This is a genomic window from Streptomyces antibioticus (genome assembly GCF_002019855.1).
In the GTDB taxonomy this organism is placed as follows: Bacteria; Actinomycetota; Actinomycetes; order Streptomycetales; family Streptomycetaceae; genus Streptomyces; species Streptomyces antibioticus_B.
The window spans coordinates 6443360-6466579 of sequence record NZ_CM007717.1; the positions used below are offsets into that span (position 1 = coordinate 6443360).

21 protein-coding genes are annotated in these 23220 nt (G+C 72.0%); 14 read left to right on the forward strand and 7 right to left on the reverse strand.

From position 1 onward, the window contains the following. Positions 1-37 precede the first annotated feature (37 nt). Positions 38-1276 carry an MFS transporter gene (locus AFM16_RS29255; protein WP_209313231.1) on the reverse strand — a complete coding sequence of 413 codons (1239 nt, stop codon included), beginning with the start codon at positions 1274-1276 and terminating at the stop codon, positions 38-40. A gap of 177 nt (positions 1277-1453) precedes the next feature. Here AFM16_RS29255 and AFM16_RS29260 point away from each other — a divergent pair, with 177 nt between their 5' ends. Then, positions 1454-2506, forward strand: coding sequence for an enoyl-CoA hydratase/isomerase family protein (locus AFM16_RS29260; RefSeq protein WP_078635230.1), 1053 nt, complete (start codon positions 1454-1456; stop codon positions 2504-2506). Positions 2507-2591: 85 nt separating this feature from the next. Here AFM16_RS29260 and katG read toward each other — a convergent pair whose 3' ends face one another. From katG to AFM16_RS29275, 3 genes are all read right to left on the reverse strand, one after another. Beyond that, on the reverse strand, positions 2592-4814 hold the full coding sequence (katG, locus tag AFM16_RS29265) for a catalase/peroxidase HPI (RefSeq protein ID WP_078635232.1): 2223 nt from the start codon (positions 4812-4814) through the stop codon (positions 2592-2594). A gap of 25 nt (positions 4815-4839) precedes the next feature. After that, the gene (locus tag AFM16_RS29270; protein WP_030789858.1) at positions 4840-5283 is read right to left on the reverse strand and encodes a Fur family transcriptional regulator; all 444 of its coding nucleotides are present in this window, start codon (positions 5281-5283) and stop codon (positions 4840-4842) included. Between the two features lie 158 nt (positions 5284-5441). Then, entirely contained in the window at positions 5442-5966 is a 525-nt protein-coding gene (locus tag AFM16_RS29275; RefSeq protein WP_078635234.1) for a MarR family winged helix-turn-helix transcriptional regulator, read from the reverse strand. Positions 5967-6106: 140 nt separating this feature from the next. On the opposite strand from AFM16_RS29275, the gene AFM16_RS29280 reads away from it, so the two are divergent. The 6 genes from AFM16_RS29280 to AFM16_RS29305 all read left to right on the forward strand — a co-directional run bounded on the left by AFM16_RS29280 (position 6107) and on the right by AFM16_RS29305 (position 10568). Further along, a complete protein-coding gene (locus AFM16_RS29280) occupies positions 6107-6622 on the forward strand; it encodes a YceI family protein (RefSeq protein ID WP_078635237.1) in 516 nt (171 codons plus the stop codon). 96 nt (positions 6623-6718) lie between these two features. Beyond that, on the forward strand, positions 6719-7129 hold the full coding sequence (locus AFM16_RS29285) for a cell division protein SepF (RefSeq protein ID WP_037875704.1): 411 nt from the start codon (positions 6719-6721) through the stop codon (positions 7127-7129). Positions 7130-7290: 161 nt separating this feature from the next. Continuing rightward, positions 7291-8556: an AAA family ATPase gene (locus AFM16_RS29290; RefSeq protein WP_078635239.1), complete on the forward strand. Its 1266-nt coding sequence runs from the start codon at positions 7291-7293 to the stop codon at positions 8554-8556. Next, the gene (locus AFM16_RS29295; RefSeq protein WP_030789845.1) at positions 8553-8879 is read left to right on the forward strand and encodes a nucleotide pyrophosphohydrolase; all 327 of its coding nucleotides are present in this window, start codon (positions 8553-8555) and stop codon (positions 8877-8879) included. Before AFM16_RS29290 ends, AFM16_RS29295 begins: the two co-directional genes overlap by 4 nt. A gap of 221 nt (positions 8880-9100) precedes the next feature. Beyond that, on the forward strand, positions 9101-9571 hold the full coding sequence (locus AFM16_RS29300; protein ID WP_030789843.1) for a DUF6099 family protein: 471 nt from the start codon (positions 9101-9103) through the stop codon (positions 9569-9571). Positions 9572-9644: 73 nt separating this feature from the next. Further along, a complete protein-coding gene (locus tag AFM16_RS29305; protein WP_078635241.1) occupies positions 9645-10568 on the forward strand; it encodes an LLM class F420-dependent oxidoreductase in 924 nt (307 codons plus the stop codon). Positions 10569-10581: 13 nt separating this feature from the next. On the opposite strand, the gene AFM16_RS29310 is transcribed toward AFM16_RS29305, so the two are convergent. Further along, positions 10582-11511 (reverse strand): LysR family transcriptional regulator, encoded by a 930-nt coding sequence (locus tag AFM16_RS29310; RefSeq protein WP_256861362.1) that lies wholly within the window; start codon positions 11509-11511, stop codon positions 10582-10584. A 140-nt stretch (positions 11512-11651) separates the two neighbouring features. Here AFM16_RS29310 and AFM16_RS29315 point away from each other — a divergent pair, with 140 nt between their 5' ends. The 5 genes from AFM16_RS29315 (at position 11652) to AFM16_RS29335 (ending at position 18541) form a co-directional block, all read left to right on the forward strand. Next, positions 11652-12323 (forward strand): FMN-dependent NADH-azoreductase, encoded by a 672-nt coding sequence (locus AFM16_RS29315; RefSeq protein WP_078635244.1) that lies wholly within the window; start codon positions 11652-11654, stop codon positions 12321-12323. A 127-nt stretch (positions 12324-12450) separates the two neighbouring features. Beyond that, complete coding sequence (locus tag AFM16_RS29320) at positions 12451-13236, forward strand: SDR family NAD(P)-dependent oxidoreductase (RefSeq protein ID WP_167797273.1); 786 nt, start codon at positions 12451-12453, stop codon at positions 13234-13236. A 113-nt stretch (positions 13237-13349) separates the two neighbouring features. Continuing rightward, positions 13350-14342, forward strand: coding sequence for a DUF4232 domain-containing protein (locus tag AFM16_RS29325; RefSeq protein WP_078635249.1), 993 nt, complete (start codon positions 13350-13352; stop codon positions 14340-14342). Between the two features lie 138 nt (positions 14343-14480). Next, positions 14481-15983, forward strand: coding sequence for a 3' terminal RNA ribose 2'-O-methyltransferase Hen1 (locus tag AFM16_RS29330; RefSeq protein WP_078635251.1), 1503 nt, complete (start codon positions 14481-14483; stop codon positions 15981-15983). Beyond that, positions 15980-18541 (forward strand): polynucleotide kinase-phosphatase, encoded by a 2562-nt coding sequence (locus AFM16_RS29335; protein ID WP_078635254.1) that lies wholly within the window; start codon positions 15980-15982, stop codon positions 18539-18541. The genes AFM16_RS29330 and AFM16_RS29335 overlap by 4 nt, the downstream gene beginning before the upstream one ends. Positions 18542-18580: 39 nt before the next feature. On the opposite strand, the gene AFM16_RS29340 is transcribed toward AFM16_RS29335, so the two are convergent. Both AFM16_RS29340 and AFM16_RS29345 read right to left on the reverse strand, forming a co-directional pair. Next, positions 18581-19483 (reverse strand): NAD(+)/NADH kinase, encoded by a 903-nt coding sequence (locus AFM16_RS29340; protein WP_078635256.1) that lies wholly within the window; start codon positions 19481-19483, stop codon positions 18581-18583. After that, on the reverse strand, positions 19480-20676 hold the full coding sequence (locus tag AFM16_RS29345) for an SPFH domain-containing protein (protein ID WP_078635259.1): 1197 nt from the start codon (positions 20674-20676) through the stop codon (positions 19480-19482). Before AFM16_RS29345 ends, AFM16_RS29340 begins: the two co-directional genes overlap by 4 nt. 151 nt (positions 20677-20827) lie before the next feature. Between AFM16_RS29345 and AFM16_RS29350 the strand changes: the two genes are divergently transcribed. Together AFM16_RS29350 and argF are read left to right on the forward strand one after the other, a co-directional pair. Then, entirely contained in the window at positions 20828-22051 is a 1224-nt protein-coding gene (locus AFM16_RS29350) for an arginine deiminase (protein WP_030789819.1), read from the forward strand. Positions 22052-22192: 141 nt separating this feature from the next. Beyond that, complete coding sequence (argF, locus tag AFM16_RS29355; protein ID WP_030789817.1) at positions 22193-23206, forward strand: ornithine carbamoyltransferase; 1014 nt, start codon at positions 22193-22195, stop codon at positions 23204-23206. Positions 23207-23220 lie beyond the last annotated feature (14 nt).

The following is a 23220-nucleotide window of genomic DNA, read 5'->3' on the forward strand; positions in this document are numbered from 1 at the left end:
CGCGGGCCTACGGGGATAGGGGCCACGGCGATTTTCTTCACCTGGGCTGCTCCACGGTCCGTCGGCTCTCCGTGTCGTCGCTCGCCGCCACTCCGCGGCTGAGCCTTCTCGTCCCGGCGAGCACCGCCACCAGTGCCAGGACCGCTGCCACGCACGGGATGCGGTAGCCCGTCTGTGCGCCGGACCATTCGACGACGCGGCCGGTCAGGGCCGAGCCCAGGGCGTTGCCGGCCAGCAGGCCCGTCACGGTGAGGGCCATGCCCTCATTGATCTGGGCCGGGGGCACCAGCCGCTGGACCAGCGTCATGCCCGTGATCATCGTGGGGGCCGTGGCCATGCCGGCGACGAACATCAGCGGCGCGAGCGACAGGAGTCCGTCGGCGAGCAGGAGCGGCACGATCAGCACCGCCATCGCGGCCACGCCGATCGGGAACTGTGTCGTCTGTCGCGCAGGGACGGCGACCGCGCCGAAGGCGAGGCCGGAGAGCGCCGAGCCGAGAGCCATCAGGGCCAGCACCCACCCCGACGACGAGGCGTGGCCGAGGGCCTCGGTGTAGGCGACCGTGGCCAGTTCGAGGGATCCGAAGACCGCTCCGGTCAGGAGGAAGGTCAGGATCATGATCTGGAGTCCCCGGTTGCGCAGGGGTGAGGACGCCCGGCCGCCGTCCGGTTCGTGCACCGGCGGTTCCGTCTCCCGCTGGGCCGTGAGCAGCAGGGTGCCGGCCAGCGAAAGGGCGGTCGCGCCCAGAACTCCCGCCTCCGGGAAGAGAGTTGTGCACAGGGCGACCGACAGGATCGGCCCGACGATGAAACCCACCTCGTCGAGGACCTGTTCCAGCGCGTTCGCGGTGCGCAGGGCGTCGGGTTCGTCCTTGAGCAGCTCCGCCCAGCGGGCCCGGACCATGCCCCCGACATTGGGCAGCGTCGACGACACGACGGCGGTGGCGAACAGCGTCCAGTCCGGGGCGCCGTAGCGCACGCAGGCGACGTGCAGGAGCGTGAAGACCACGGAGAACACCGTGGCCGGTACGGCGATGCGGCTCTGGCCGTGCCGGTCGATCAGCCGGCTGATCCTCGGCACGATCAGCACGGCGGCGAGAAGCCCGCTCCCGGCGACCAGCCCCGCGAGCGCGTACGAGTCGCGCACGGTCGCGATCATCACCACCGTGCTGATGCCGTACATGGACAGCGGCAACCGGGCCAGGAAGCCGGCCGAGGTGAACGCGAGGCTCCCCTGGTGGGAGAACAGCCTGCGGTAGGAGGAGAGGAAGGGCAAAGGGAGTGACGCTCCAGGTGCGCGAAGCCGTGCGGCTTCCATGACGGCAGAGACTGCGAGCGGATGATCGCACAGCGGACGGCGGTGACGGCGGGCATTTTCGGCGCGGTCGGTCGCGTGGGCAGCGGTTACGGTGACCCCGGTGGGTGACGGAGTCTGGAAGGGATCGGCAAGACCATGAGTGAGGAACCCGTTCTGCTGCACCGGGCCGGCCGGGTCGGCCGTATCGTCCTCAATCGGCCCCGGGCCATCAACGCCCTGAACCACGAGATGGTCCGCCGTGTCGACGGGGCGCTCGACGCGTGGGAGCGGGATCCGGGTGTGGAGACCGTTGTGATCACCGGGGCCGGGGAGCGGGGGCTGTGCGCGGGCGGTGACATCCGGGCCGTGCACGACGACGCCCGCGACGGGGACGGCAGCGCGGCGGCCGCGTTCTGGTACGACGAGTACCGGCTCGACGCCCGGATCGCCCGTTTCCCCAAGCCGTACGTCGCCGTCATGGACGGGATCGTGATGGGCGGCGGGGTCGGGATCTCCGCGCACGGAAGCGTCCGGATCGTCACCGAGCGGTCCAGGATCGCGATGCCCGAGACCGGTATCGGATTCGTGCCGGACGTCGGCGGTACCTATCTGCTCGCCCGGGCGCCGGGGGAGTTGGGCACTCACCTCGGGCTGACGGGCGCTCAGATCGGCGCGGCCGACGCCTTGTTGTGCGGCCTCGCCGACCGCTTCGTACCGTCCGACGCGGTACCGGCGCTGCTCGACGACCTCGCCGAGCACGCCGTACCCGATGCGCTCGCCCGTCATGTGCAGCCGCCGCCGCAGGGGGAGTTGGGCCGTCGGCAGGGGTGGATCGACGCCTGCTACGCCGCGGACTCGGTGGAGGAGATCCTGCGGCGGCTTCTCGCGCACGGTGATCCGGCGGCCAAGGAGGCCGCGGAGACGCTGCTCACCCGCTCTCCCACCTCGCTCAAGGTCACCCTGGCCGCGCTGCGCCGGGCCCGCCGACTGGACACGCTGGAGCAGGTGCTCGATCAGGAGTACCGGGTCTCCGTCGCCACCCTCCGTACGGCCGACCTCGTGGAGGGCATCCGGGCCCAGGTCGTCGACAAGGACCGCCGGCCGCGCTGGTCCCCGGCGACACTCGCCGAGGTCACCGACGCCGACGTCGACCGCTTCTTCGCGCCGACGCCCGACGGGCGGGAACTGGGGCTGGCGCCCACCCCATGACGGACCGGGCGGCCGCCGCGGTGACGCGGCAGCCGCCCGGCTGGCAAAGACCCTTCAGGCCGTCAGACAAAGACCCTTCAGACCGTCAGATCAGGTCGAACCGGTCCAGGTTCGACACCTTCACCCACGCGTCGACGAAGTCCTTCACGAACTTCTCCTTCGCGTCGTCGCTCGCGTACACCTCGGCCAGTGCGCGCAGCTCGGAGTTGGAGCCGAAGACCAGGTCGGCACGGGTGCCGGTCCACTTCAGCTCGCCCGTGGCGGCGTCGCGGCCCTCGAAGGTGTGCTGGTCCGACGAGGTGGACTTCCACGTCGTACCCAGGTCGAGCAGGTTGACGAAGAAGTCGTTCGTCAGCACGCCCGGGGTGTCGGTGAACACGCCGTGCGAGGACTGGCCGGTGTTGGCGCCGAGGACCCGCAGACCGCCGACGAGGACGGTCGTCTCGGGGGCGCTCAGCGTCAGCAGGTTCGCCTTGTCGAGCAGCAGGTACTCGGCCGGCAGCCGGGTGCCCTTGCCGACGTAGTTGCGGAAGCCGTCCCAGGCCGGCTCCAGCGCGGCGAACGACTCGGCGTCCGTGTGCTCCTCGGTGGCGTCCACCCGGCCCGGCGTGAAGGGGACCTCCACGTCGAACCCGGCGTCCCCCGCGGCCTTCTCGACCGCGGCGGCACCGCCGAGGACGATCAGGTCGGCGAGGGAGACCTTCTTGGCGCCGGTGTTGAACTCGGCCTGGACGCCCTCCAGGACGCTCAGGACGTGACGGAGCTGGTCGGGGTCGTTGGCCTCCCAGCCGCGCTGCGGCTCCAGACGGATCCGGGCGCCGTTGGCACCGCCGCGCTTGTCGCTGCCGCGGAACGTGGACGCGGACGCCCACGCGGTGGACACGAGCTGCGAGACGCTCAGGCCCGAGGCGAGCAGCTTCGCCTTGAGCGCCGTGACGTCGGCGGCGTCGATCGGCTCGCCCTCGGCCTGCGGCAGCGGGTCCTGCCACAGCAGCGTCTCCTCCGGGACCTCCGGGCCCAGGTACAGCGACTTGGGGCCCATGTCACGGTGGGTCAGCTTGTACCAGGCACGGGCGAAGGCGTCCGCGAACTGGTCCGGGTTCTCGTAGAAGCGGCGCGAGATCTGCTCGTAGACCGGGTCGAAGCGCAGCGACAGGTCGGTGGTGAGCATGGTCGGCAGGTGCTTCTTCGACGGGTCGTGCGCGTCGGGGATGATCGCCTCGGCGTCCTTGGCGACCCACTGCTTGGCACCGGCCGGGGACTCGGTCAGCTCGTACTCGTACTCGAACAGGTTCTTGAAGAAGCCGTTGCTCCACCGCGTGGGCGTGCTGGTCCAGGTCACCTCCAGGCCGGAGGTGATGGTGTCGCCGCCCTTGCCCGTGCCGTAGGTGCTCTTCCAGCCCAGGCCCTGCTCCTCCAGCGGCGCGGCCTCGGGGTCGTCGCCGACGTTGTCCGCCGGGCCGGCGCCGTGGGTCTTGCCGAAGGTGTGGCCACCGGCGATGAGGGCGACGGTCTCCTCGTCGTTCATCGCCATCCGGCGGAAGGTCTCCCGGATGTCGCGGGCCGCCGCGATCGGGTCCGGATTGCCGTTCGGGCCCTCGGGGTTGACGTAGATGAGGCCCATCTGGACGGCGCCGAGCGGGTTCTCCAGCTCGCGGTCGCCGCTGTAGCGCCGGTCGTCGAGCCAGGTGGTCTCGGGACCCCAGTAGACGTCCTCCTCGGCCTCCCAGACGTCGGCGCGGCCGCCGCCGAAGCCGAAGGTCTCGAAGCCCATGGTCTCCAGCGCGACATTGCCGGTGAGGACCAGCAGGTCGGCCCAGGAGAGGCTCTGGCCGTACTTCTTCTTCACCGGCCACAGCAGACGGCGGGCCTTGTCGAGGTTGGCGTTGTCCGGCCAGCTGTTGAGCGGCGCGAAGCGCTGCTGACCGGCGCCGGCGCCGCCGCGGCCGTCGCTGATGCGGTAGGTGCCCGCGCTGTGCCAGGCCATACGGATCATCAGCGGGCCGTAGTTGCCGAAGTCGGCGGGCCACCAGTCCTGCGAGGTGGTCAGCACCTCGGCGATGTCCTGTTTCACGGCCGCCAGGTCGAGGTTCTTGAACGCCTCGGCGTAGTCGAAGTCCGCGCCCAGCGGGTTCGCCACGTCCGGGTTCTTGGCGAGGATCTTCAGGTTGAGGCGCTCGGGCCACCACTGACGGTTCCCGCCGCCCTGGGTCGGGTGCGCGGCGCGCCCGTGGGCGACCGGGCAGCCCTCTGTCGCGCCGGTCGCGTCCTTCGCGTCGGTGACGATTGCGTCGTGGTTCTCGGACATGGGGGAATCCTTCCGAACAGGGGAATCACGGTGCCGCGGTACCGGCGGCGGAGCATTCGGGGCACAGGCCCCAGTAGATGACCTCGGCCTCGTCGACCGAGAAGCCTTGACTGTCCGCCGCGGTCAGACACGGGGCGTGGCCGACCGCGCAGTCGACGTCGACGACGACATCGCACGAGCGGCACACGAGATGGTGGTGGTTGTCCCCGACCCGCCCCTCGAACCGGGCCGGGCTGCCCGGCGGTTCGATCCGGCGGACGAGTCCCGCCGCGTTCAGCGCGTGCAGTGCCTCGTACACGGCTTGCAGCGAGATGTGGCCCACGCGATCGCGCACACCGGTCGCGATCGCCTCCACGTCGAGATGGTCACCGGCGCGGACGGTTTCGAGCAGCGCGACGCGGGCGGCCGTCACCCGCAGGCCGGCACCGCGAAGCTCCTCGGCGGTGGTCGGAGTCTGGGGTGCAGTCATGGGAACAACCTACTTCCATAAACACGAAGAGTTCAAGAAAACGAGCAGTACCAGTTTTTCGTGTCACTGCTTGGGGGTATTCACGGTGCTTTGTACCTTTATAGATGTGCTGGAGGGGGCGGGAGTGGAGTGCGTCCGCCTGGTTTCCTCGGGGCGGGTCAGGCCGGGTCGGCCTCGTGCAGGCCCGGCACCAATCCCAGTACGGCGGCCCGCTGTTCGGGGCCCATCACATGGGCGAGCGCCCCGGCGGCCGTCTCGGCGAGCGTGCCGGACGCCTCCCGCAGCAGACCGCGGGCCTTCTCGGTGAGGGCGACCTCGACGCCCCGCTTGTCCCCGCAGGCCGACCGGCGCACGACCAGACCGGCGTGCTGGAGACAGGCGACCTGGTAGGTCAGCCGGGTCTTGGGGCGGCCCAGCAGCTCCGCCACGCGGGTCATCCGCAGACCCTCACGGGGGTGCTCGGCGAGCAGGCACAGGATCAGGAACTCGTCGTGCGAGACGTCGAGCCGCTCCTTCACCACCGCCCGCAGCCGCTGCTCGACCGCGCCCGTCGCGGCCAGCAGCACCATCCAGGCCCGCAGCTCCGGGGGCAGCAGCCCGGAACCCTCGGCGGAGGGGCATTCGGGCAGGCCGGCGGGGGTCTCCTCGCGGGTCTCCTCGGGTCGCTCCTCGGGGGCTGCCATGCCGTCGAGTCTATCCGTTGTCCAAATTTGCACGACAGGTTGTTCAGATTTGGATGACCGGCTAGCGTTGACCTCAGCAGTCTCATCCAAATTTGGATTACTGGCGCCCAGCGCCCAGCGCACCGATGTGAGGGATCACCATGACCGTCGCCGTGGAAACCGGAACCTGGCAGCTCGACGCGAGCGCCTCCGCCGTCGCTCTCAAGCACCGCACGATGTGGGGCCTGGTCGCCGTCAAGGGCGCCTTCGCCTCGGTCGCCGGCGGGGGAGAGGTCGGGCCCGACGGGTCCGCCACCGGCACCCTGACCCTGGACGTGACCTCCCTCGACACGAAGAACGCCAAGCGGGACACACATCTGCGCAGCGCCGACTTCTTCGACGCCGAGAACCACCCCGAGATCACCTACGTGGTCCGGACCGCCGAACTCGACGGCGCCGACACGGTCCGTGTGACCGGTCAACTGACCGTCCGCGGCATCAGCCGCCCGCACACCCTCACCGCGCGCGTCGAGCGGGCGGACGGCGACGCGGTCACGCTGGCCGCCGAATTCACCGTGGACCGGGACGAGTTCGGGCTCGGGTGGAACCAGCTCGGCATGATGCGCGGACTGACCGCGGTCACGGCCACGCTCCGCTTCGTCCGCTCGGCGGGATGACGTCAAGAACGTCCGATCAGGGCGGGTCCTCTGTCGCGGTCCGTGTCGCTGTTGGGCCGAACGGGTGACTTGGCGTAAGAATTGGCCCGTGCATGCATGGAGCGCGAGTCAATTCGGGGGGATCCGGTGAGCCGATACGACGTCACCGACGAACAGTGGGAGGGGCTCGCTCAGGTCGTTCCGCTGCGGGGCCGGGACGCGTGGCCGTCGGCGGTGAACCACCGTTCGCTTCCCGACGCGGACACGGAGACCCGGCGCCGGTTCGTCGTCCTGCGGATCAACATCTTCGCGGACGCCCGCGAGGTCGCCGAGACCCTGATGGCCGGTATCCCGGTCCTGCTGGACCTCACCGGCGCGGAGACCGAGGTCGCCAAGCGCGTCCTCGACTTCTCGACCGGCGTGGTCTTCGGTCTGGCCAGCGGGATGCACCGGGTGGACCGCAATGTGTTCCTGCTGACCCCGCCCGGCACCGAGGTGAGCGGGATCATGGAGGGGGCCGGGGTGTGAGCGGGTGAGAGCCAGGGCGTGAGCGGGTGAGTGCCGGGCTGTGAGCGGGTGCGCGGCCGGGCTGTGAGCGGGGGAGCGGCCGGCGTCCCGGCGTCGCCCGATCGTAGGAAGCTCGCCGGGCGGAACGGTTCGTCAGGCACGCGGAGTCCTACGGTCCGGATATGTCCGTTCCGCCGCCCGCTTCCCCCGCCAGCCCTTCACCGGACGTGGCCTGTGCCGCCGACGCCACCGATGTGCCGCCCGCGGAGAGACCGGCACGGGTGCCGGCCCAGGGATCGCAAGCAGCGACGCACTCCGACCCCGTGCCCGGCCGGCCCGTCCGCCCCTGTCTCACCGAACTGCGGCTCTCCGCCTTCGCCGGGCACCGGCAGGCCGCGTTCCCGCTGGGCGCGGTGACGGTGTTCGCCGGGCGCAGCGGCAGCGGCAAGACCACCGCGCTGCGGGCCCACGAGGCACTGGCCCGGCTCGGCGCCGGCGCGCCGCTCGTGGAGGTCTTCCCCGACCCGGTCGCCTGCGTGCCGGAACGGGCCCGCCCCGACGCCCAGCGCAGGCGGGGCTTCCGGATCGGCTGCACCGCCGACGGTCCGGCCGGGCCGGTCCGGCTCGACATCGCCGTACAGGCGGAGCCCGAACTGCGCGTCGTGGGCGAACGGCTGAGCGCGGGCGGTGTCGTCCTGCTGGAGACCGCCCTGCGGGACCCGGGGCGCCGTACCGTGCAGGCGGCCTGGCACACCGCCGGATCCGCGCCCGTCACCCGCGCCCCGCTCCCCGACGACCGGCTCGGCACCGCCCTGCTGCCGCTGCGCGTCGCCGGCAAGACCGACGGCCAGCGCCGGGTGCTCGCCGCCGCCGAACAGATGGTCGTGGCCCTGCGCTCGGTCTTCGCCTGCGACCCCCAGCCGGACTGGATGGGCACGCCGGTGCCCACCGGTTCCGGGCGGCTGCTCGGCGGCTGCGACAACCTCGCCGACGTGCTCTGGCGCACCCGCGAGGAGTGCGTACGGCGGCACGCCCAGCTCGTGGGCGCCCTCGCCGCGGGCTGCGCCCGGCCCGTCACGGACCTGCTCGCCGAACCGCTCGGCGACGGCACTGTCCGCGCCCTGCTCGACCGCGGCGACGGCACCCGCACCGAGCTGGCCCGGCTCGGCTACGGCGAACTGCGATACGTCGCCTACGCCCTGGTGCTGCTCACCGGCCCCGGCGTCCTCGACCTGGACACCGCGGGCGAGGTGCCCTCCGCGATGCAGTCGCTCACCCTCCTCGCCGACAACCTCGACCGCGGCCTCGACGTCCGGCAGCGCGCCGAACTGCTGCGGCTCGCGGTGCGGATGGCCGAGCGCGGGCACATCCGCTGCACCGCCGCGGTCAGCGACGCCTCCTGGGCCGTGCGGACGTCCGGTGTGACGGTGGTACACCTGGGTCCGTGACCGAACACCTCGACGTGGCGAAACTCCAGCGCCGGCTGGCCGACTTCGCGGCCGCGCGGAACTGGCAGCCGTACCACACCCCCAAGAACCTCGTCGCCGCGCTCAGCGTGGAGGCGTCCGAACTGGTCGAGATCTTCCAGTGGCTGACGCCGGAGGAGTCGGCGCGCGTCATGGACGACCCGGAGACCGCCCACCGGGTGACCGACGAGGTCGCCGACGTCCTCGCCTATCTGCTGCAACTGTGCGAGGTGCTCGGCATCGACCCGCTGGCGGCCCTGGACGCGAAGATCGACCGCAACGAACGGCGGTTCCCGGCGCCGTAGGCGGACGCAGGGGTGAACGGACGGGCGAACGGACGGGCAAACGGGGAGTGGCGCGGTCCGTTTTCACTCTCCGGAGTCGTTCACCGGCCCGAAACCGATTTGTTGTCCACAGATTTCCGCCTTCCTCTGGCTTTTCGCCCCACACACCCTCACTCTGGGTAGTGGATGCTCCCTGCGGGTCAGGGAGTTCGGACGGACGGACGGATGGACGGGGGCGGCGCATGGACGCGGTGCGGCTCATCCTGACGAGCAGGCGTGCGCTGGCGGACAGCGGCGGCGGCCGGGCGATCCTCGCGGAGGTGTGGCAGGCGCAGGCCCTGTCACAGGCGATAGGCAGCCGGCTCGCCGTCTCGGGCCCGCCCGAACTGCGCGGCGAGGCCCTCGGCCTGACCGAACTGGCGGGCCGGGGCTGCGGGGTGCTGGAGGCGCCGGACCTCGATCCCGGGGATCTGCGCGCCGCCCAGCTCACCGATCTGGACGACGCCCGCCGGGCCCTGCTCGACCTCGGCGTCCTGCTCGCCGACATCGGCATCGCCCTGGTCGGCGTGGCGAGCGCGGCGGCCGACGAGGCCACGTACTGGCAGTGCATGGAAGCCATCGACGCGGCGGACGAGTCCCGCGACCGCGTCCTGGAGATGCTGCGCAAACTGACGGCACGGGAGGAGCGGGAGGGGGTGCTGCCCGAGCGGTGAACCGGGAGGGGAGCGGCGTGCGCGGTGCGGGTGCGGGTGCGGTGGACGGGGTCCGGGGAGGCAGGATGGAGGCATGGACCTCCGTATCTTCACCGAGCCCCAGCAGGGCGCCGACTACGACACCCTCCTCACCGTCGCCAAGGCCACCGAGGATCTTGGATTCGACGCATTCTTCCGCTCTGACCATTACCTCAAGATGGGGGACGCCGACGGCCTTCCCGGACCCACGGACGCCTGGATCACCCTCGCCGGGCTCGCCCGGGAGACCAGCCGTATCCGCCTCGGCACGCTGATGACCGCCGCCACCTTCCGGCTCCCCGGCGTGCTCGCCATCCAGGTCGCCCAGGTGGACCGGATGTCCGGCGGTCGCGTCGAACTCGGCCTGGGCGCCGGCTGGTTCGAGCAGGAGCACGAGGCGTACGGCATCCCGTTCCCGAAGGAGAAGTTCGGCCGCCTGGAGGAGCAACTGGAGATCGTCACCGGTCTGTGGGCCACCGAGGTCGGCAAGACCTACGACTTCGACGGCACGTACTACCAGCTCAAGGACTCGCCCGCGCTGCCCAAGCCCGCGCAGGGCAGGGTGCCGGTGCTGATCGGCGGACACGGCGCGCGCCGCACGCCCCGGCTGGCCGCCCGGTACGCCGACGAGTTCAACATGCCGTTCTCCTCCGTCGAGGACACGGCCGCGCAGTTCGGCCGGGTCCGGGACGCCGTCGCGGAGGCGGGCCGCCCGGCCGACGCCCTCACCTACTCCAACGCGCTCGTCGTCTGCGTCGGCAGGGACGACCAGGAGGTGGCCCGCCGCGCCGCCGCGATCGGCCGCGAGGTCGACGAGCTGAAGACCAACGGGCTCGCGGGCACCCCGGCCGAGGTCGTCGAGAAGATCGGCCGCTATGCCGAGGTCGGCTCCACGCGCCTCTACCTCCAGGTCCTCGACCTCGACGACCTGGACCACCTGGAGCTGATCTCCGACAAGGTGCAGTCGCAGCTCCCGTAAGCGATGGCCGGCCTCATGGCTGTCGGTCAGGGGCCGAGCGCCGCAGTTCGTCGGCCGCCTCCCGTACCGCCGGCAGCAGCGCCGCCACCGGTGGGCTGTTCCGCGCGCCCTCCCGCACCACGAGGGTGATGTGGCGGACCGGGTCGATGCCCTTCAGGGGGACCCGGACGACGGGGTGGCCGGGGCGGTCGGGCACCAGGTCGGGGGCGAGCGCGACGCCCCAGCCCAGGGAGACCAGACCGAACACGGCCTGCATGTCCCCGATGTCGGAGACGACGTCGGGGACGAACTCGGCGTCCGCGCACAGATGCAGGGCCAGACGTCCCAGCCGGGAGGCCCGGTCGAGCAGCCACGGCTGGTCCGCGAACTCGGCCAGGTCCAGCGGTCCTTCGCCTCCGGCCAGGGGATGTCCGGGCGGTACGGCGAGCCGGATGCGGTCGCTGATCACCGCCTCCTCGTACAGCCCCGGCACCCGTGCCTCGGGCACCTGCGGATAGCCGGCGGCCAGCACCGCGTCCAGCCGCCCCAGCCGTACCGACCGCCGGCCCTCGTCGGCGGCGACGCCGTGCAGGGTGATCCGCAGTTCCGGGTGGCACGCGCGGAGCCGGGTCAACGCCGGCACCAGCAGCGCCGGACCGTCGTGCAACGGCACCCCCACCCGCAGTTCGCCCGTCACCCTGCCGTCCCGCGCGAGCAACCGCGCCTCGGCCGCTTCGAGTTCCGCGAGCACGCGTTCGGCGCTGGCCACCAACAGGCGTCCGGCGGCGGTCAGTCCGGCCCGTCTGCCGCCCCGGTCGAGCAGCGCCGTACCCGTCTCGGCCTCCAGGGCCGAAAGCTGCTGGGAGACGGCGGAGCGCGTGTAGTTGAGCGCCTGCGCCGCCGCCGCGATCGATCCGCGAGCCCCGACTTCGCGCAGCAGCATCAGCTTCCGTACGTCCAGCACCCGTCACTCCGCCCAGCCGACCGTCACTCCTGCTTACGTGTCCGGTCACCAAGTATCACGCTGGATTACGGGACGACTCGCCCGGGAGGCGCCTTCAATGGGAACCCGGCTCCCTCCCTCCCAGGACAAGGAACGCCTCCATGCCCACCCTTCTCCACCTGGACTCCAGCCCCCGGCGGGACTCCGTCTCCCGGCGGCTCTCCGCCGAGTTCGCGGACGCCTGGCGCAAGGCCCACCCCGACGGCACGTACGTCCACCGCGACCTCGCCGCCGAGCCCGTGCCGCACGTGGACCACGCCCAGATCGAGGTGATGCACCGGCTGGAGACCGAGGGCACACGCGATCTCGCGGCGGCCCGTGACGCGGCGAAGACGGCCGAGGAGAAGGAGAGTTGGGCGATCACGTGGCCGCTGGTCGAGGAACTCCTCGCGGCCGACGTCATCCTGCTCGGCGTGCCGATGTACAACTTCTCGGTGCCGTCGACGTTCAAGGCGTGGTTCGACCGCGTTCTGATCGCGCCCCTGATCGCCGATCCGGCCACCGGCGAAGGCCCCTTGTCGGGCAAGCGGGTCGTGGTGGCCTCCGCGCGCGGCGGCGCCTACGGTCCCGGCACGCCCCGCGAGGACTGCGACCACCAGGAGCCGTATCTGAAGGCGGCCCTCGGCATGGTCGGCCTCGCCGCCGATCTGACCTTCCTGCACGCCGAGTTCACCAAGTCGGAGCACGTGCCCCGGCTCGCCGGGTTCAAGGACACGGCGGCCGCGTCGTACCGGACGGCCCTCGACGGCGCCCGCGCGCACGGCGAGGCGTGACCGAACAAGAGGGCTGACTGAACGCGAGGTTCGACCGAACGATACGAGACCGCGGGGCCGGAATCCGTACGCAAGCGGCCAAATGTGCATCTGGTCATCGGCACGGACCGTGGCTAGCCTCCCCGAAATGAGCAGTCGTCCAGCACCGGTCGAGGAACCAGAGGACCCCCTCGACGAGCCCTTCCTCCTGGGCCGCACGGTCCTCGTCGTCGGCGCGAGCGGCGGCATCGGGGAGGGGATCACCCGCGCGCTCCTCGAGCTGGGCGCCACCGTGGTGGCGGCCGGCCGCAGCGAGGCCCGGCTGAACCGCCTCGCCGACTACACCGACGGCATCGGACCCGGCGTCCTGCATCCGCACGCCGTCGATCTCTCCGACCCCGACAGCGCCGCCGTACGGACCCGACTCGCCGACCGGCACGGGAAGTTCGACGGCGCCGTCCTCACCATCGGCAACTGGGGGCCACCGGAGCCGACACCGCTCCTCGACGTGTCCGACGCGGTCTGGGACGCCATGATCGCCGACAACCTCACCAGCCACTTCCGCGCCCTGCGGGTCGTCACCCCGCTGCTTCCCGTCGACGGCGCGCTCGTCCATCTCACCGGCCTCAGCGCGGAGATCGCCTTCCCGGGAGCCGCCCTCGTCGGCGCGACCAACGCGGCCAAGAAGTCCCTGCTGCGCACCCTGACCGCCGAACTCGACGGTGCGGGGCCGCGGATCTACGAACTCGTCATCGGCCGTATCCGCACCCGCCCCCGGGCCGCCCTGGGCGTCGACAGCCCGGCCTGGCTCAGCGGCGCGGACCTCGGCCGGCACGCCGCCGAACTGATCGCCCACCGCGGGCCGTGGACCGCCGAGCCGCTCCAGTACCTGCTCGACCGGGCGTCGGGCGTGCTCACCGCTCTGCCGCAGTGAGCGGTGCCTCCGGGGTGAGCGGTGTGCCGCCCCCGGCGAGCTGTGACGCGGCTGTGACCGGAACTGTGGCTTCCGTCACAGCCGGGGTGCTACGGCCCTGATGAGGTGGCCTGATGCGCAGATCCGCCTCGCTCCTCCCGGCCCTGGCCGCCGTCCTCCTGCTCGCCACGGCCTGCGGGACGGAGCACCCCGGGACGGCCGCCGGCGCCGGCGCGTCCGCCACGGCGCCCGGCATCCCCGTCACCGACCCGCCGGTGGACGGGGTCAGGATCACCGCCCTGAACCTCCCCACCGCCTCACCGTCCGCCGAGCCGTCCGACGGCCCGTCCGGCATCGGATCCGTGCACGCCGACCGCCTCCCCACGCCCGGTGTCCCGGACCGGCCCGGCGAAATCCCCGCCGGCACCGAGAACTTCGTCGAATCCGGCATCTCCGCCGCCTACGAGGTCACCAACGACGGCAAGGAGACCCTGACCTACACCGTGCTCTTCAGCTTCACCACGAGCACCGGCGAGGTGATGGGCAACCAGCGCGAGACCGTACGCGGGGTCGCGCCCGGCCGGACCGTACGCGGCACCGTGCAGCTCGGCAGGGTGCCCCCGGGGATGCCCGAGGTGCGCAAGGTGAAGGTCTCCGAGGTCACCACGGTCCCCGCGGACGAGGCGCCGGCCGAGACCGGCACCTGCCCGGCCTCCGGGATCCGCGTCACGGCCGACGACGGCGACGCGGCGATGGGCCTGCGCGTCGTGGGCCTGCGCCTGGAGAACTGCGGAACCCGCGACTACACCCTCGACGGCTACCCCCGGCTCACCCTGCTTGACGAGGACCTCGAACCGGTCGACGGGATCGACGTCGTCCACGGCGGCGCCGGCGTCGCCCTGGTGACCGGCTTCGACGATCCGCCCCGGCCCGTCACTCTCGAGCCCGGCGAGTACGCCACCTCCGGCCTGATGTGGCGCAACACCACCGGCGCCGGCACCGCGGTCAACGTGCCCCACGTCCGTGTCCACGCCAAGCCCGGCGCCGCCCCCGTGATCGTCACACCCCGACTGGACCTCGGGACCACCGGGAAACTGGGGGTCAGCGCCTGGAAGCGGGGCGAGTGAGCGGTCCGGCGGCGGCGGTCCGCCGGTGCGAAAATATTCCTGGGTGTCCCGGGGGCGTTCTCGGTACGTTGGAAACCGGCGAACAGCGCGTCACCAGCGCTTTCGCACCTTTCCGAGACCGCATTCGAGGCAACCACCGTGTTCCTGACGATCACCACCACCGGCACCCCTGACCGCCCCGCCACCGACCTGGGCTACCTGCTGCACAAGCATCCCGGCAAGTCGCAGGCGTTCTCCACCTCCTACGGCACGGCGCACGTCCTCTACCCCGAGGCGGACGACCGGCGCTGCACGGCGGCGCTGCTGCTGGAGGTGGACGCCGTGGCGCTGGTCCGGCGCGGCAAGGGCAAGGGCCGGGGCGGTGCGCCCGACGCGGCACTCGCCCAGTACGTCAACGACCGCCCCTACGCGGCCTCCTCGCTGCTCGCCGTGGCGCTGAGCGGCGTCTTCTCCAGCGCGATGCGGGGCGTCTGCGCCGCGCGGCCCGAACTCCCGGCGCAGGCACGGTCGTTGCGCATCGAGGTGCCTGCGCTGCCGGCCCGGGGCGGTGCCGCGCTCGTGCACCGGCTCTTCGAGCCGCTCGGCTGGACGGCGACCGTCGAACCGGTCGCCCTGGACGCCGAGTTCCCGGAGTGGGGCGACTCGCGGTACGTACGACTCGTCCTGGAGTCCGACCGGCTGACCGTCGCCGAGGTGCTGCGGCACCTGTACGTCCTCCTGCCGGTCCTGGACGACGCCAAGCACTACTGGGTCGCCCCCGACGAGGTCGACAAGCTGCTGCGGGCCGGCGAGGGCTGGCTGCCCGAGCACCCGGAGCAGAAGCTGATCACCAGCCGGTACCTCTCCCGCCGCTGGTCGCTGACCCGGGAGGCCATGGAGCGGCTGGAGCTGGTGCGGCTCGCCGAGACCGACGACAGCGAGGTCGAGGCCATCGACAACGCCGTCGAGGACGACAGCGACACCCCGGCGGAGACGCAGGCGGAGGCGGAGGCCGGTGAGGCCCGCCCGACCCCCCTCGCCGCGCAGCGCCGGGACGCGATCCTCGCCGCGCTGCGGGCGGCCGGCGCCGCCCGGGTGCTCGACCTCGGCTGCGGACAGGGCCAGTTGGTGCAGGCGCTGCTCAAGGACGTCCGGTTCACCGAGATCGTCGGCGTCGACGTGTCGATGCGCGCGCTCACCATCGCCTCCCGCCGGCTCAAGCTGGACCGGATGGGGGAGCGGCAGGCCGCGCGGGTCCGGCTCGTGCAGGGATCGCTCGCCTACACCGACACCCGGCTCAAGGGCTATGACGCGGCCGTGCTCAGCGAGGTGATCGAACACCTCGACCTGCCGCGGCTGCCCGCCCTGGAGTACGCGGTGTTCGGCTCCGCCCGCCCGCGCACCGTCCTGGTGACCACCCCGAACGTCGAGTACAACGTCCGCTGGGAGAGCCTCCCGGCCGGGCACGTCCGGCACGGCGACCACCGCTTCGAGTGGACGCGCGCGGAGTTCCGCTCCTGGGCCGGCACCGTCGCCGAACGGCACGGCTACACCGTCGAGTTCGTCCCCGTCGGTCCCGACGACCCCGAGGTCGGACCGCCCACCCAGATGGCCGTGTTCACGCTCGGCACCCCGTACGAGAAGGAGGCGAAGGCCGCATGACCGAGACGTCCGTATCCCCGCGACAGGGACGCGCCCTGCCCGTCACCGACCTCTCCCTCGTGGTGCTGATCGGCGCGTCGGGCTCGGGCAAGTCCACTTTCGCGCGACGGCACTTCAAGCCCACCGAGGTCATCTCCTCCGACTTCTGCCGGGGCCTGGTCTCCGACGACGAGAACGACCAGAGCGCCACCCGGGACGCCTTCGACGTCCTGCACTACATCGCCGGCAAGCGGCTCGCGGCCGGCCGGCGGACCGTCGTGGACGCCACCAGCGTGCAGTCGGACGCCCGCCGCAAACTCGTCGAGCTGGCGAGGGAGCATGACGTGCTGCCCATCGCCATCGTCCTGGACGTCCCCGAGGAGGTGTGCGCCGAGCGCAACGCGGCCCGCACCGACCGCGCCGACATGCCGCGCCGGGTCATCCAGCGCCACATCCGTGAACTCCGGCGCTCCCTGCGGCACCTGGAGCGCGAGGGCTTCCGCAAGGTGCATGTCCTGCGCGGCGCGGCGGACGTCGAGGACGCCACCGTCGTCACCGAGAAGCGCTTCAACGACCTGACCCACCTCACCGGACCCTTCGACATCATCGGCGACATCCACGGCTGCTCCGCCGAACTGGAGGCGCTGCTCGGCAAGCTGGGCTACACCGACGGCGTCCACCCGGAGGGCCGACAGGCCGTCTTCGTCGGCGACCTCGTGGACCGCGGTCCGGACAGCCCGGCCGTGCTGCGCCGGGTGATGGCGATGGTGAAGTCCGGCGACGCGTTGTGCGTGCCCGGCAACCACGAGAACAAGTACGGCCGTCACCTCAAGGGCCGCAAGGTCCAGCACACCCACGGACTGGCCGAGACCGTCGAGCAGATGGCGGGCGAGAGCGAGGAGTTCCGCACCGAGGTACGGGAGTTCATCGACTCGCTGGTCAGCCACTACGTCCTCGACGGCGGCCGGCTGGTGGTCTGTCACGCGGGTCTGCCGGAGAAGTACCACGGCCGCACCTCGGGCCGGGTCCGCTCGCACGCGCTGTACGGGGAGACCACCGGTGAGACCGACGAGTTCGGGCTGCCGGTGCGCTACCCGTGGGCGGAGGACTACCGGGGCCGGGCGGCCGTGGTCTACGGTCACACCCCGGTCCCGGAGGCGACCTGGCTGAACAACACGATCTGCCTCGACACCGGTGCCGTCTTCGGCGGCAAGCTGACCGCGCTGCGCTGGCCGGAACGCGAACTGGTCGACGTACCGGCGGAACGGGTCTGGTACGAGCCGGCGAAGCCGCTGCGCTCCGAGGCGCCCGGCGGGCAGGACGGACGGCCGCTGGACCTGGCGGACGTGCACGGCCGCAGGATCGTGGAGACCCGGTACGCCGGACAGACCCGGATCGCGATCCGTGAGGAGAACGCGGCGGCGGCCCTGGAGGTCATGAGCCGTTTCGCGGTCGACCCGCGGCTGCTGCCGTACCTCCCGCCGACCATGGCGCCGACGCCGACCAGCCGGGTCGAGGGCTATCTGGAGCACCCGGCGGAGGCGTTCGCGCAGTACGCCGGGGACGGGGTCGCGCGGGTCGTGTGCGAGGAGAAGCACATGGGCTCGCGGGCCGTGGCCCTGGTGTGCCGGGACGCGGAGACGGCCCGCAGGCGCTTCGGGGTCGGGGAGGGGCCGACGGGTGCGCTCTACACCCGCACCGGACGGCCGTTCTTCACCGACCCGGAGATGACCGAGGAGGTCCTCGGACGGCTGCGTACGGCCGTCGGCGAGGCCGGGCTGTGGGACGAACTCGACACGGACTGGCTGCTGTTGGACGCCGAGCTGATGCCGTGGTCGCTGAAGGCGTCCGGACTGCTGCGCTCGCAGTACGCCGCCGTGGGCGCCGCGTCCGGCGCGGTCTTCCCGGGTGTCCTGGCCGCGCTGGAGGGTGCGGCCGGCCGGGGCGTGGACGTCACCGAGCTGCTGGCGCGGCAGCGCGAACGGGCCACGGAGGCGGCCGCGTTCACCGACGCCTACCGGCGCTACTGCTGGCCGACGGACGGGCTGGACGGCGTACGCCTCGCGCCGTTCCAGATCCTCGCCGTGCAGGGCCGCAGCCTCGCGGGTCTGCCGCACGACGAACAACTGACCCTGCTGGACCGGCTGGTGGAGCACGACCCCACCGGCCTGCTGCGCACCACCCGGCGGCTGTACGTCGACACGGGCGACCCCGAGTCGGTGCGGGCCGGTGTCGACTGGTGGCTGGAGATGACCGGCCGCGGCGGCGAGGGCATGGTCGTCAAGCCGCTCGGCGCGCTCGTGCGGGGCGCGGAGGGCCGGCTGGTGCAGCCCGGCATCAAGTGCCGGGGCCGCGAGTACCTGCGGATCATCTACGGCCCGGAGTACACCCGCCCCGACAACCTCGCCCGGCTGCGCGGCCGTTTCCTCAACCACAAGCGGTCCCTCGCGATCCGCGAGTACGTCCTCGGCCTGGAGGCCCTGGACCGGCTGGCCGGGGGCGAACCGCTGTGGCGGATCCACGAGGCCGTGTTCGGCGTACTGGCCCTGGAGTCGGAACCGGTGGACCCGCGACTGTGAACCGGTGAAGGGGGGGCCGGGCCCGTGCGCCGGCCCCCTTCACCCCAGCAGCCGCAGCCGCTCCCCGCACACCCCCACCCGTACGGTCTGCCCCCAGGTCAGCTCCAGGGCGTCGGTCTCGATGCCGTCCCCGAAGGCGATGAGGCGTTCGGACTCGACGGTGACGGTCAGGCGGGCGCCGGCCGTCAGTTCGCCGGCCACCAGGGAGGTGCCGGTCGCCGGGGACGGCCACGCCTCGCGCACGAACCACAGCAGCCGGTTCTCCGCCGGGCCCGGAAGGCGCAGCCCGCCGCCGCCCCGTTCGCCCCACACCGAGCGGATCCAGCCGGTGGCGCCGGTGCCGGTGCCGACCAGGACCCCGGAGGACGCCTGGGCCTCGACGGCACCCCCGTCGCCGTCGAGGCCCAGGCGGTAGCGGGCGGTCTGGTGGCCGGCGGCGCCCAGGTAGATCTCGTTGAGGGCGAGCAGCCGTTGGGTGTCGTCGGCGACGGCCTCCACCATGGTCAGCTCGTCGACGCCCGTCCCCGCGGCGAGCGCCGAGGCGAGGAGGGCGGCCGCGTCCGCCGGGCGGTGGCGGACCAGGACGCCCGGGTTGCGGCCCGGGTCGGTGTCGATGCCCACGACCGGCTGGCCGGACAGGTACTTGGCGACGTTCGCCACCAGTCCGTCCTGCCCGACCACGATCACCACGTCCTCCGGGGCGAACAGGAAGCGGTCCAGATCGGCCCGCTCCAGGCGGGTCTGACGCCACGTCAGGGGGATCGCGGCCGTCACCTCCGCCAGTGCCCGCCGGGTGCGCCGGTGCCGTTCCGCCACCTCCTCGATGTCCCGGCCCCGCGAGGAGAGGAAGAAGGCGGCCTGGCCGTGCGTGCCGTGCCGGGCCGTCAACTCTTCGTACTCCGTGGTGCGATGGACCAGCACGGCCCGCGGGGCGAGACTCACTCCCGCACTCCCAGCTTGGCGAGCAGCCCGGTCAGCACGTCCGGCGAGACGGTGACACTGTCGATGTGCGGCAGGTTCTCCGCGAGCCGGGTGCCGGTGAGCGCGTGCAGGGTCGTCACGTCGACATCGGCGTGCACCCGCAGCCAGGCCGCCTGCGCCTGGGCCCGCGCCTCACCGACCGCGCGCGCCGACTCGGCCTCCGCGCGGGCGAGTTGGACGGCGCGGGCGGCCTCCGCCTCCGCGAGCCGGACCGTGCGCGCCGCCTCGGCCTCGGTCATCCGCTCGGTGCGCCGCGCCTCCGCGTCGGCCAGCCGGACCTGCCCCGCGGCCTCCGCCTCGGACAGCTTCACCGCGCGCTCCGCCTCGGCCGCCGCGAGCTTCACCGCACGCGCCGCCTCGGCCTCCGCCAGCCGGACCGTGCGGGTGGCCTCGGCCTCGGCCCGCACCTTGTCGGCGGCCGCGCTCTCCTCCGCCTCGCGCCGGGTGTTCGTACCGCGCTGCTCGACCAACTGCTCCTCGCGCCGGGCCAGTTCGATCTTGCTGGCGAGTTCGTTCTCGGCGATGGTCCGCTCCCGTTCGACGGCCACCGCCCGCCGCTCGTAGGTGGCCCGGTCGGCCTCCTGCTGGATCAGCTCGCGGGCAGGGGTGCGCAGCGCCCGCTCGACCTCCGGCTCCGGCCGCAGGGCGACCACCCGGACGGCGACGATCTCGATACCGGTGGCCGGCAGCCGGGGTTCGGCCGCCAGCCCCGCCGCGACCCGCTCGCGCACCGACGTCACCCCGTCGACCAGCGCCGCCGCCAGCGGCGTACGGGCGAGGACGTCCAGCGCGTGCTGCTGGGCCGTCTCCGTCAGCAGGGTGCCGAGCTGCTCCAGCGGCGCCCCGCGCCACACCCCGGTGTCGGGGTCGATCGAGAAGTCCAGCCGGGCGGCGGCCACGGCCGGGTCGCTGACCCGGTAGGTCACGGTGGCCTGCACCGCCACGTCCTGGAAGTCGGCCGTACGGGCGTGGAAGGTCATGGCCAGTTCGCGGTCGTCGACCGGCACTTCGGAGAGCGCGGCGGTCAGCGAGCGGAACCAGAAGCTGAGTCCGGGCCCGTCGTGCACCAGCTTTCCGGAGCGGTGGTGGCGTATGTGCGCCGTCGGCGCGCCGCGCAGATGGCGCCAGCCGAGGCGCCGTGTGATGTCGGCCATGAGAGGCCCCCCTCGTCCCTGTGTCCCGTCCCCGTTTTCGTCACTACGACGATAATCCGTTCCACCGTTTGTCGTCAAGGGGACGAAAACAAGCGGTTGCGAAACGGTCCACAAGCGGGTGAAGGCGGGCTTCGATGGTCAGGATGGAGTCATGGGATTCCAAGTCGACTCCGAGGCCGGGCAACTGCGGCGCGTCATCCTGCACCGGCCGGATCTCGAGCTCAAAAGGCTCACCCCCAGCAACAAGGACGCGCTGCTCTTCGACGACGTGCTCTGGGTGCGCAGGGCGCGCGCCGAGCACGACGGTTTCGCCGACGTCCTGCGGGACCGTGGCGTCGAGGTGCATCTCTTCGGCGATCTGCTCGTCGAGGCCCTGGCGATCCCGGCGGCCCGAGCACTCGTCCTGGGCCGCGTCTTCGACGAGAAGGAGTACGGGGTCCTCGCCACCGACCACCTCCGTACCGCCTTCGAGACCCTCACCGCACCCGAACTGGCCGAGAGCCTGGTCGGCGGCATGACCAAACGGGAGTTCCTGGAGGGGTTCCCCGAACCGACCTCCGTGCGCTTCCACGTCATGGACCTCGACGACTTCCTCCTCGACCCGCTCCCCAATCACCTCTTCACCCGCGACACCTCCGCCTGGATCTACGACGGCGTCGCCATCAACGCGATGCGCTGGCCGGCGCGGCAGCGGGAGACCGTGCACTTCGAGGCGATCTACCGGCACCACCCGCTGTTCCGGGAGGAACCGTTCCACCTCTGGTCCGAGGGGCAGGCCGACTACCCGTCCACCATCGAGGGCGGCGACGTCCTCGTCATCGGCAACGGCGCCGTCCTCATCGGGATGAGCGAGCGCACCACCCCGCAGGCCGTCGAGATGCTCGCCCACAAGCTCTTCGCCGCCGGCTCGGCCCGGACCATCGTGGCCCTCGACATGCCGAAGCGGCGCGCCTTCATGCACCTCGACACCGTCATGACCATGGTCGACGGTGACACCTTCACCCAGTACGCGGGGCTCGGCATGCTCCGCTCGTACACCATCGAGCCGGGCGTCGGCGACAAGGAACTGAAGGTCACCGACCATCCGCCGGAGCACATGCACCGCGCGATCGCCGCCGCCCTCGGCCTGAGCGAGATCCGGGTGCTCACCGCCACCCAGGACGTGCACGCGGCCGAGCGCGAGCAGTGGGACGACGGCTGCAACGTCCTCGCCGTCGAGCCGGGCGTCGTCGTCGCCTACGAACGCAACGCCACCACCAACACCCACCTGCGCAAACAGGGTGTCGAGGTGATCGAGATCCCCGGCAGCGAGCTGGGCCGGGGGAGGGGCGGGCCGCGCTGTATGAGCTGTCCGCTGGAGCGGGGGCCCGTGTAGGCGGGTGGGTCACTGGGACTGGTGTGCGAGTCGTGGGAACAGGCACCTGTATATAAATGCCGGTGGTCGTATAGAGTTCCATGCAAGTTCCTGCTCGTCCCTGTCACCGCACCTGCCGACCGCACTTCCTGGAGCGCCCCCATGGCGACAGTCCCGACCGCCCTCGCCGGACGCCACTTCCTCAAGGAGCTGGACTTCACCGGCGAGGAGTTCCGCGGCCTGATCGAGCTGGCCGCCGAACTGAAGGCGGCCAAGAAGGCCGGGACCGAGACGCGGTATCTGCGCGGCCGGAACATCGCGCTGATCTTCGAGAAGACCTCGACGCGCACCCGCTGCGCGTTCGAGGTCGCCGCCGCCGACCAGGGCGCCTCCACCACCTACCTCGACCCGTCGGGCTCCCAGATCGGCCACAAGGAGTCCGTCAAGGACACCGCGCGCGTGCTGGGCCGTATGTACGACGGCATCGAGTACCGCGGCGACAGCCAGGCGAAGGTCGAGGAGCTGGCCGCGCACGCGGGGGTGCCCGTCTTCAACGGCCTCACCGACGACTGGCACCCCACCCAGATGCTCGCCGACGTGCTGACCATGACCGAGCACTGCGCGAAGCCCCTCACCGGCATCGCCTTCGCCTACCTCGGCGACGCCCGCTTCAACATGGGCAACTCCTACCTGATCACCGGCGCCCTGCTCGGCATGGACGTCCGGATCGTCGCCCCCAAGAGCTACTGGCCCGCCCAGGAGATCGTCGACCGGGCCCGCAAGCTCGCCGGGACCAGCGGGGCGCGGATCACCCTCACCGAGTCACTCGCGGAGGGCGTCCTCGGCGCCGACTTCGTCGCCACCGACGTCTGGGTCTCCATGGGCGAGCCCAAGGCGGTCTGGGACGAGCGGATCGCCGCCCTCGGCCCGTACGCCGTGACCATGGACGTCCTGCGCGCCACCGGCAACCCGGACGTCAAGTTCCTGCACTGCCTGCCGGCCTTCCACGACCTCGGCACCACGGTCGGCCAGGAGATCCTCGAGGCCCACGGCCTGGACTCCCTGGAGGTCACCGACGAGGTCTTCGAGTCCCCCCACTCGGTCGTCTTCGACGAGGCCGAGAACCGCCTCCACACGATCAAGGCGGTCCTGGTCGCGACGATGGCCCGCGGTTGACGGGGTTTCCCCGG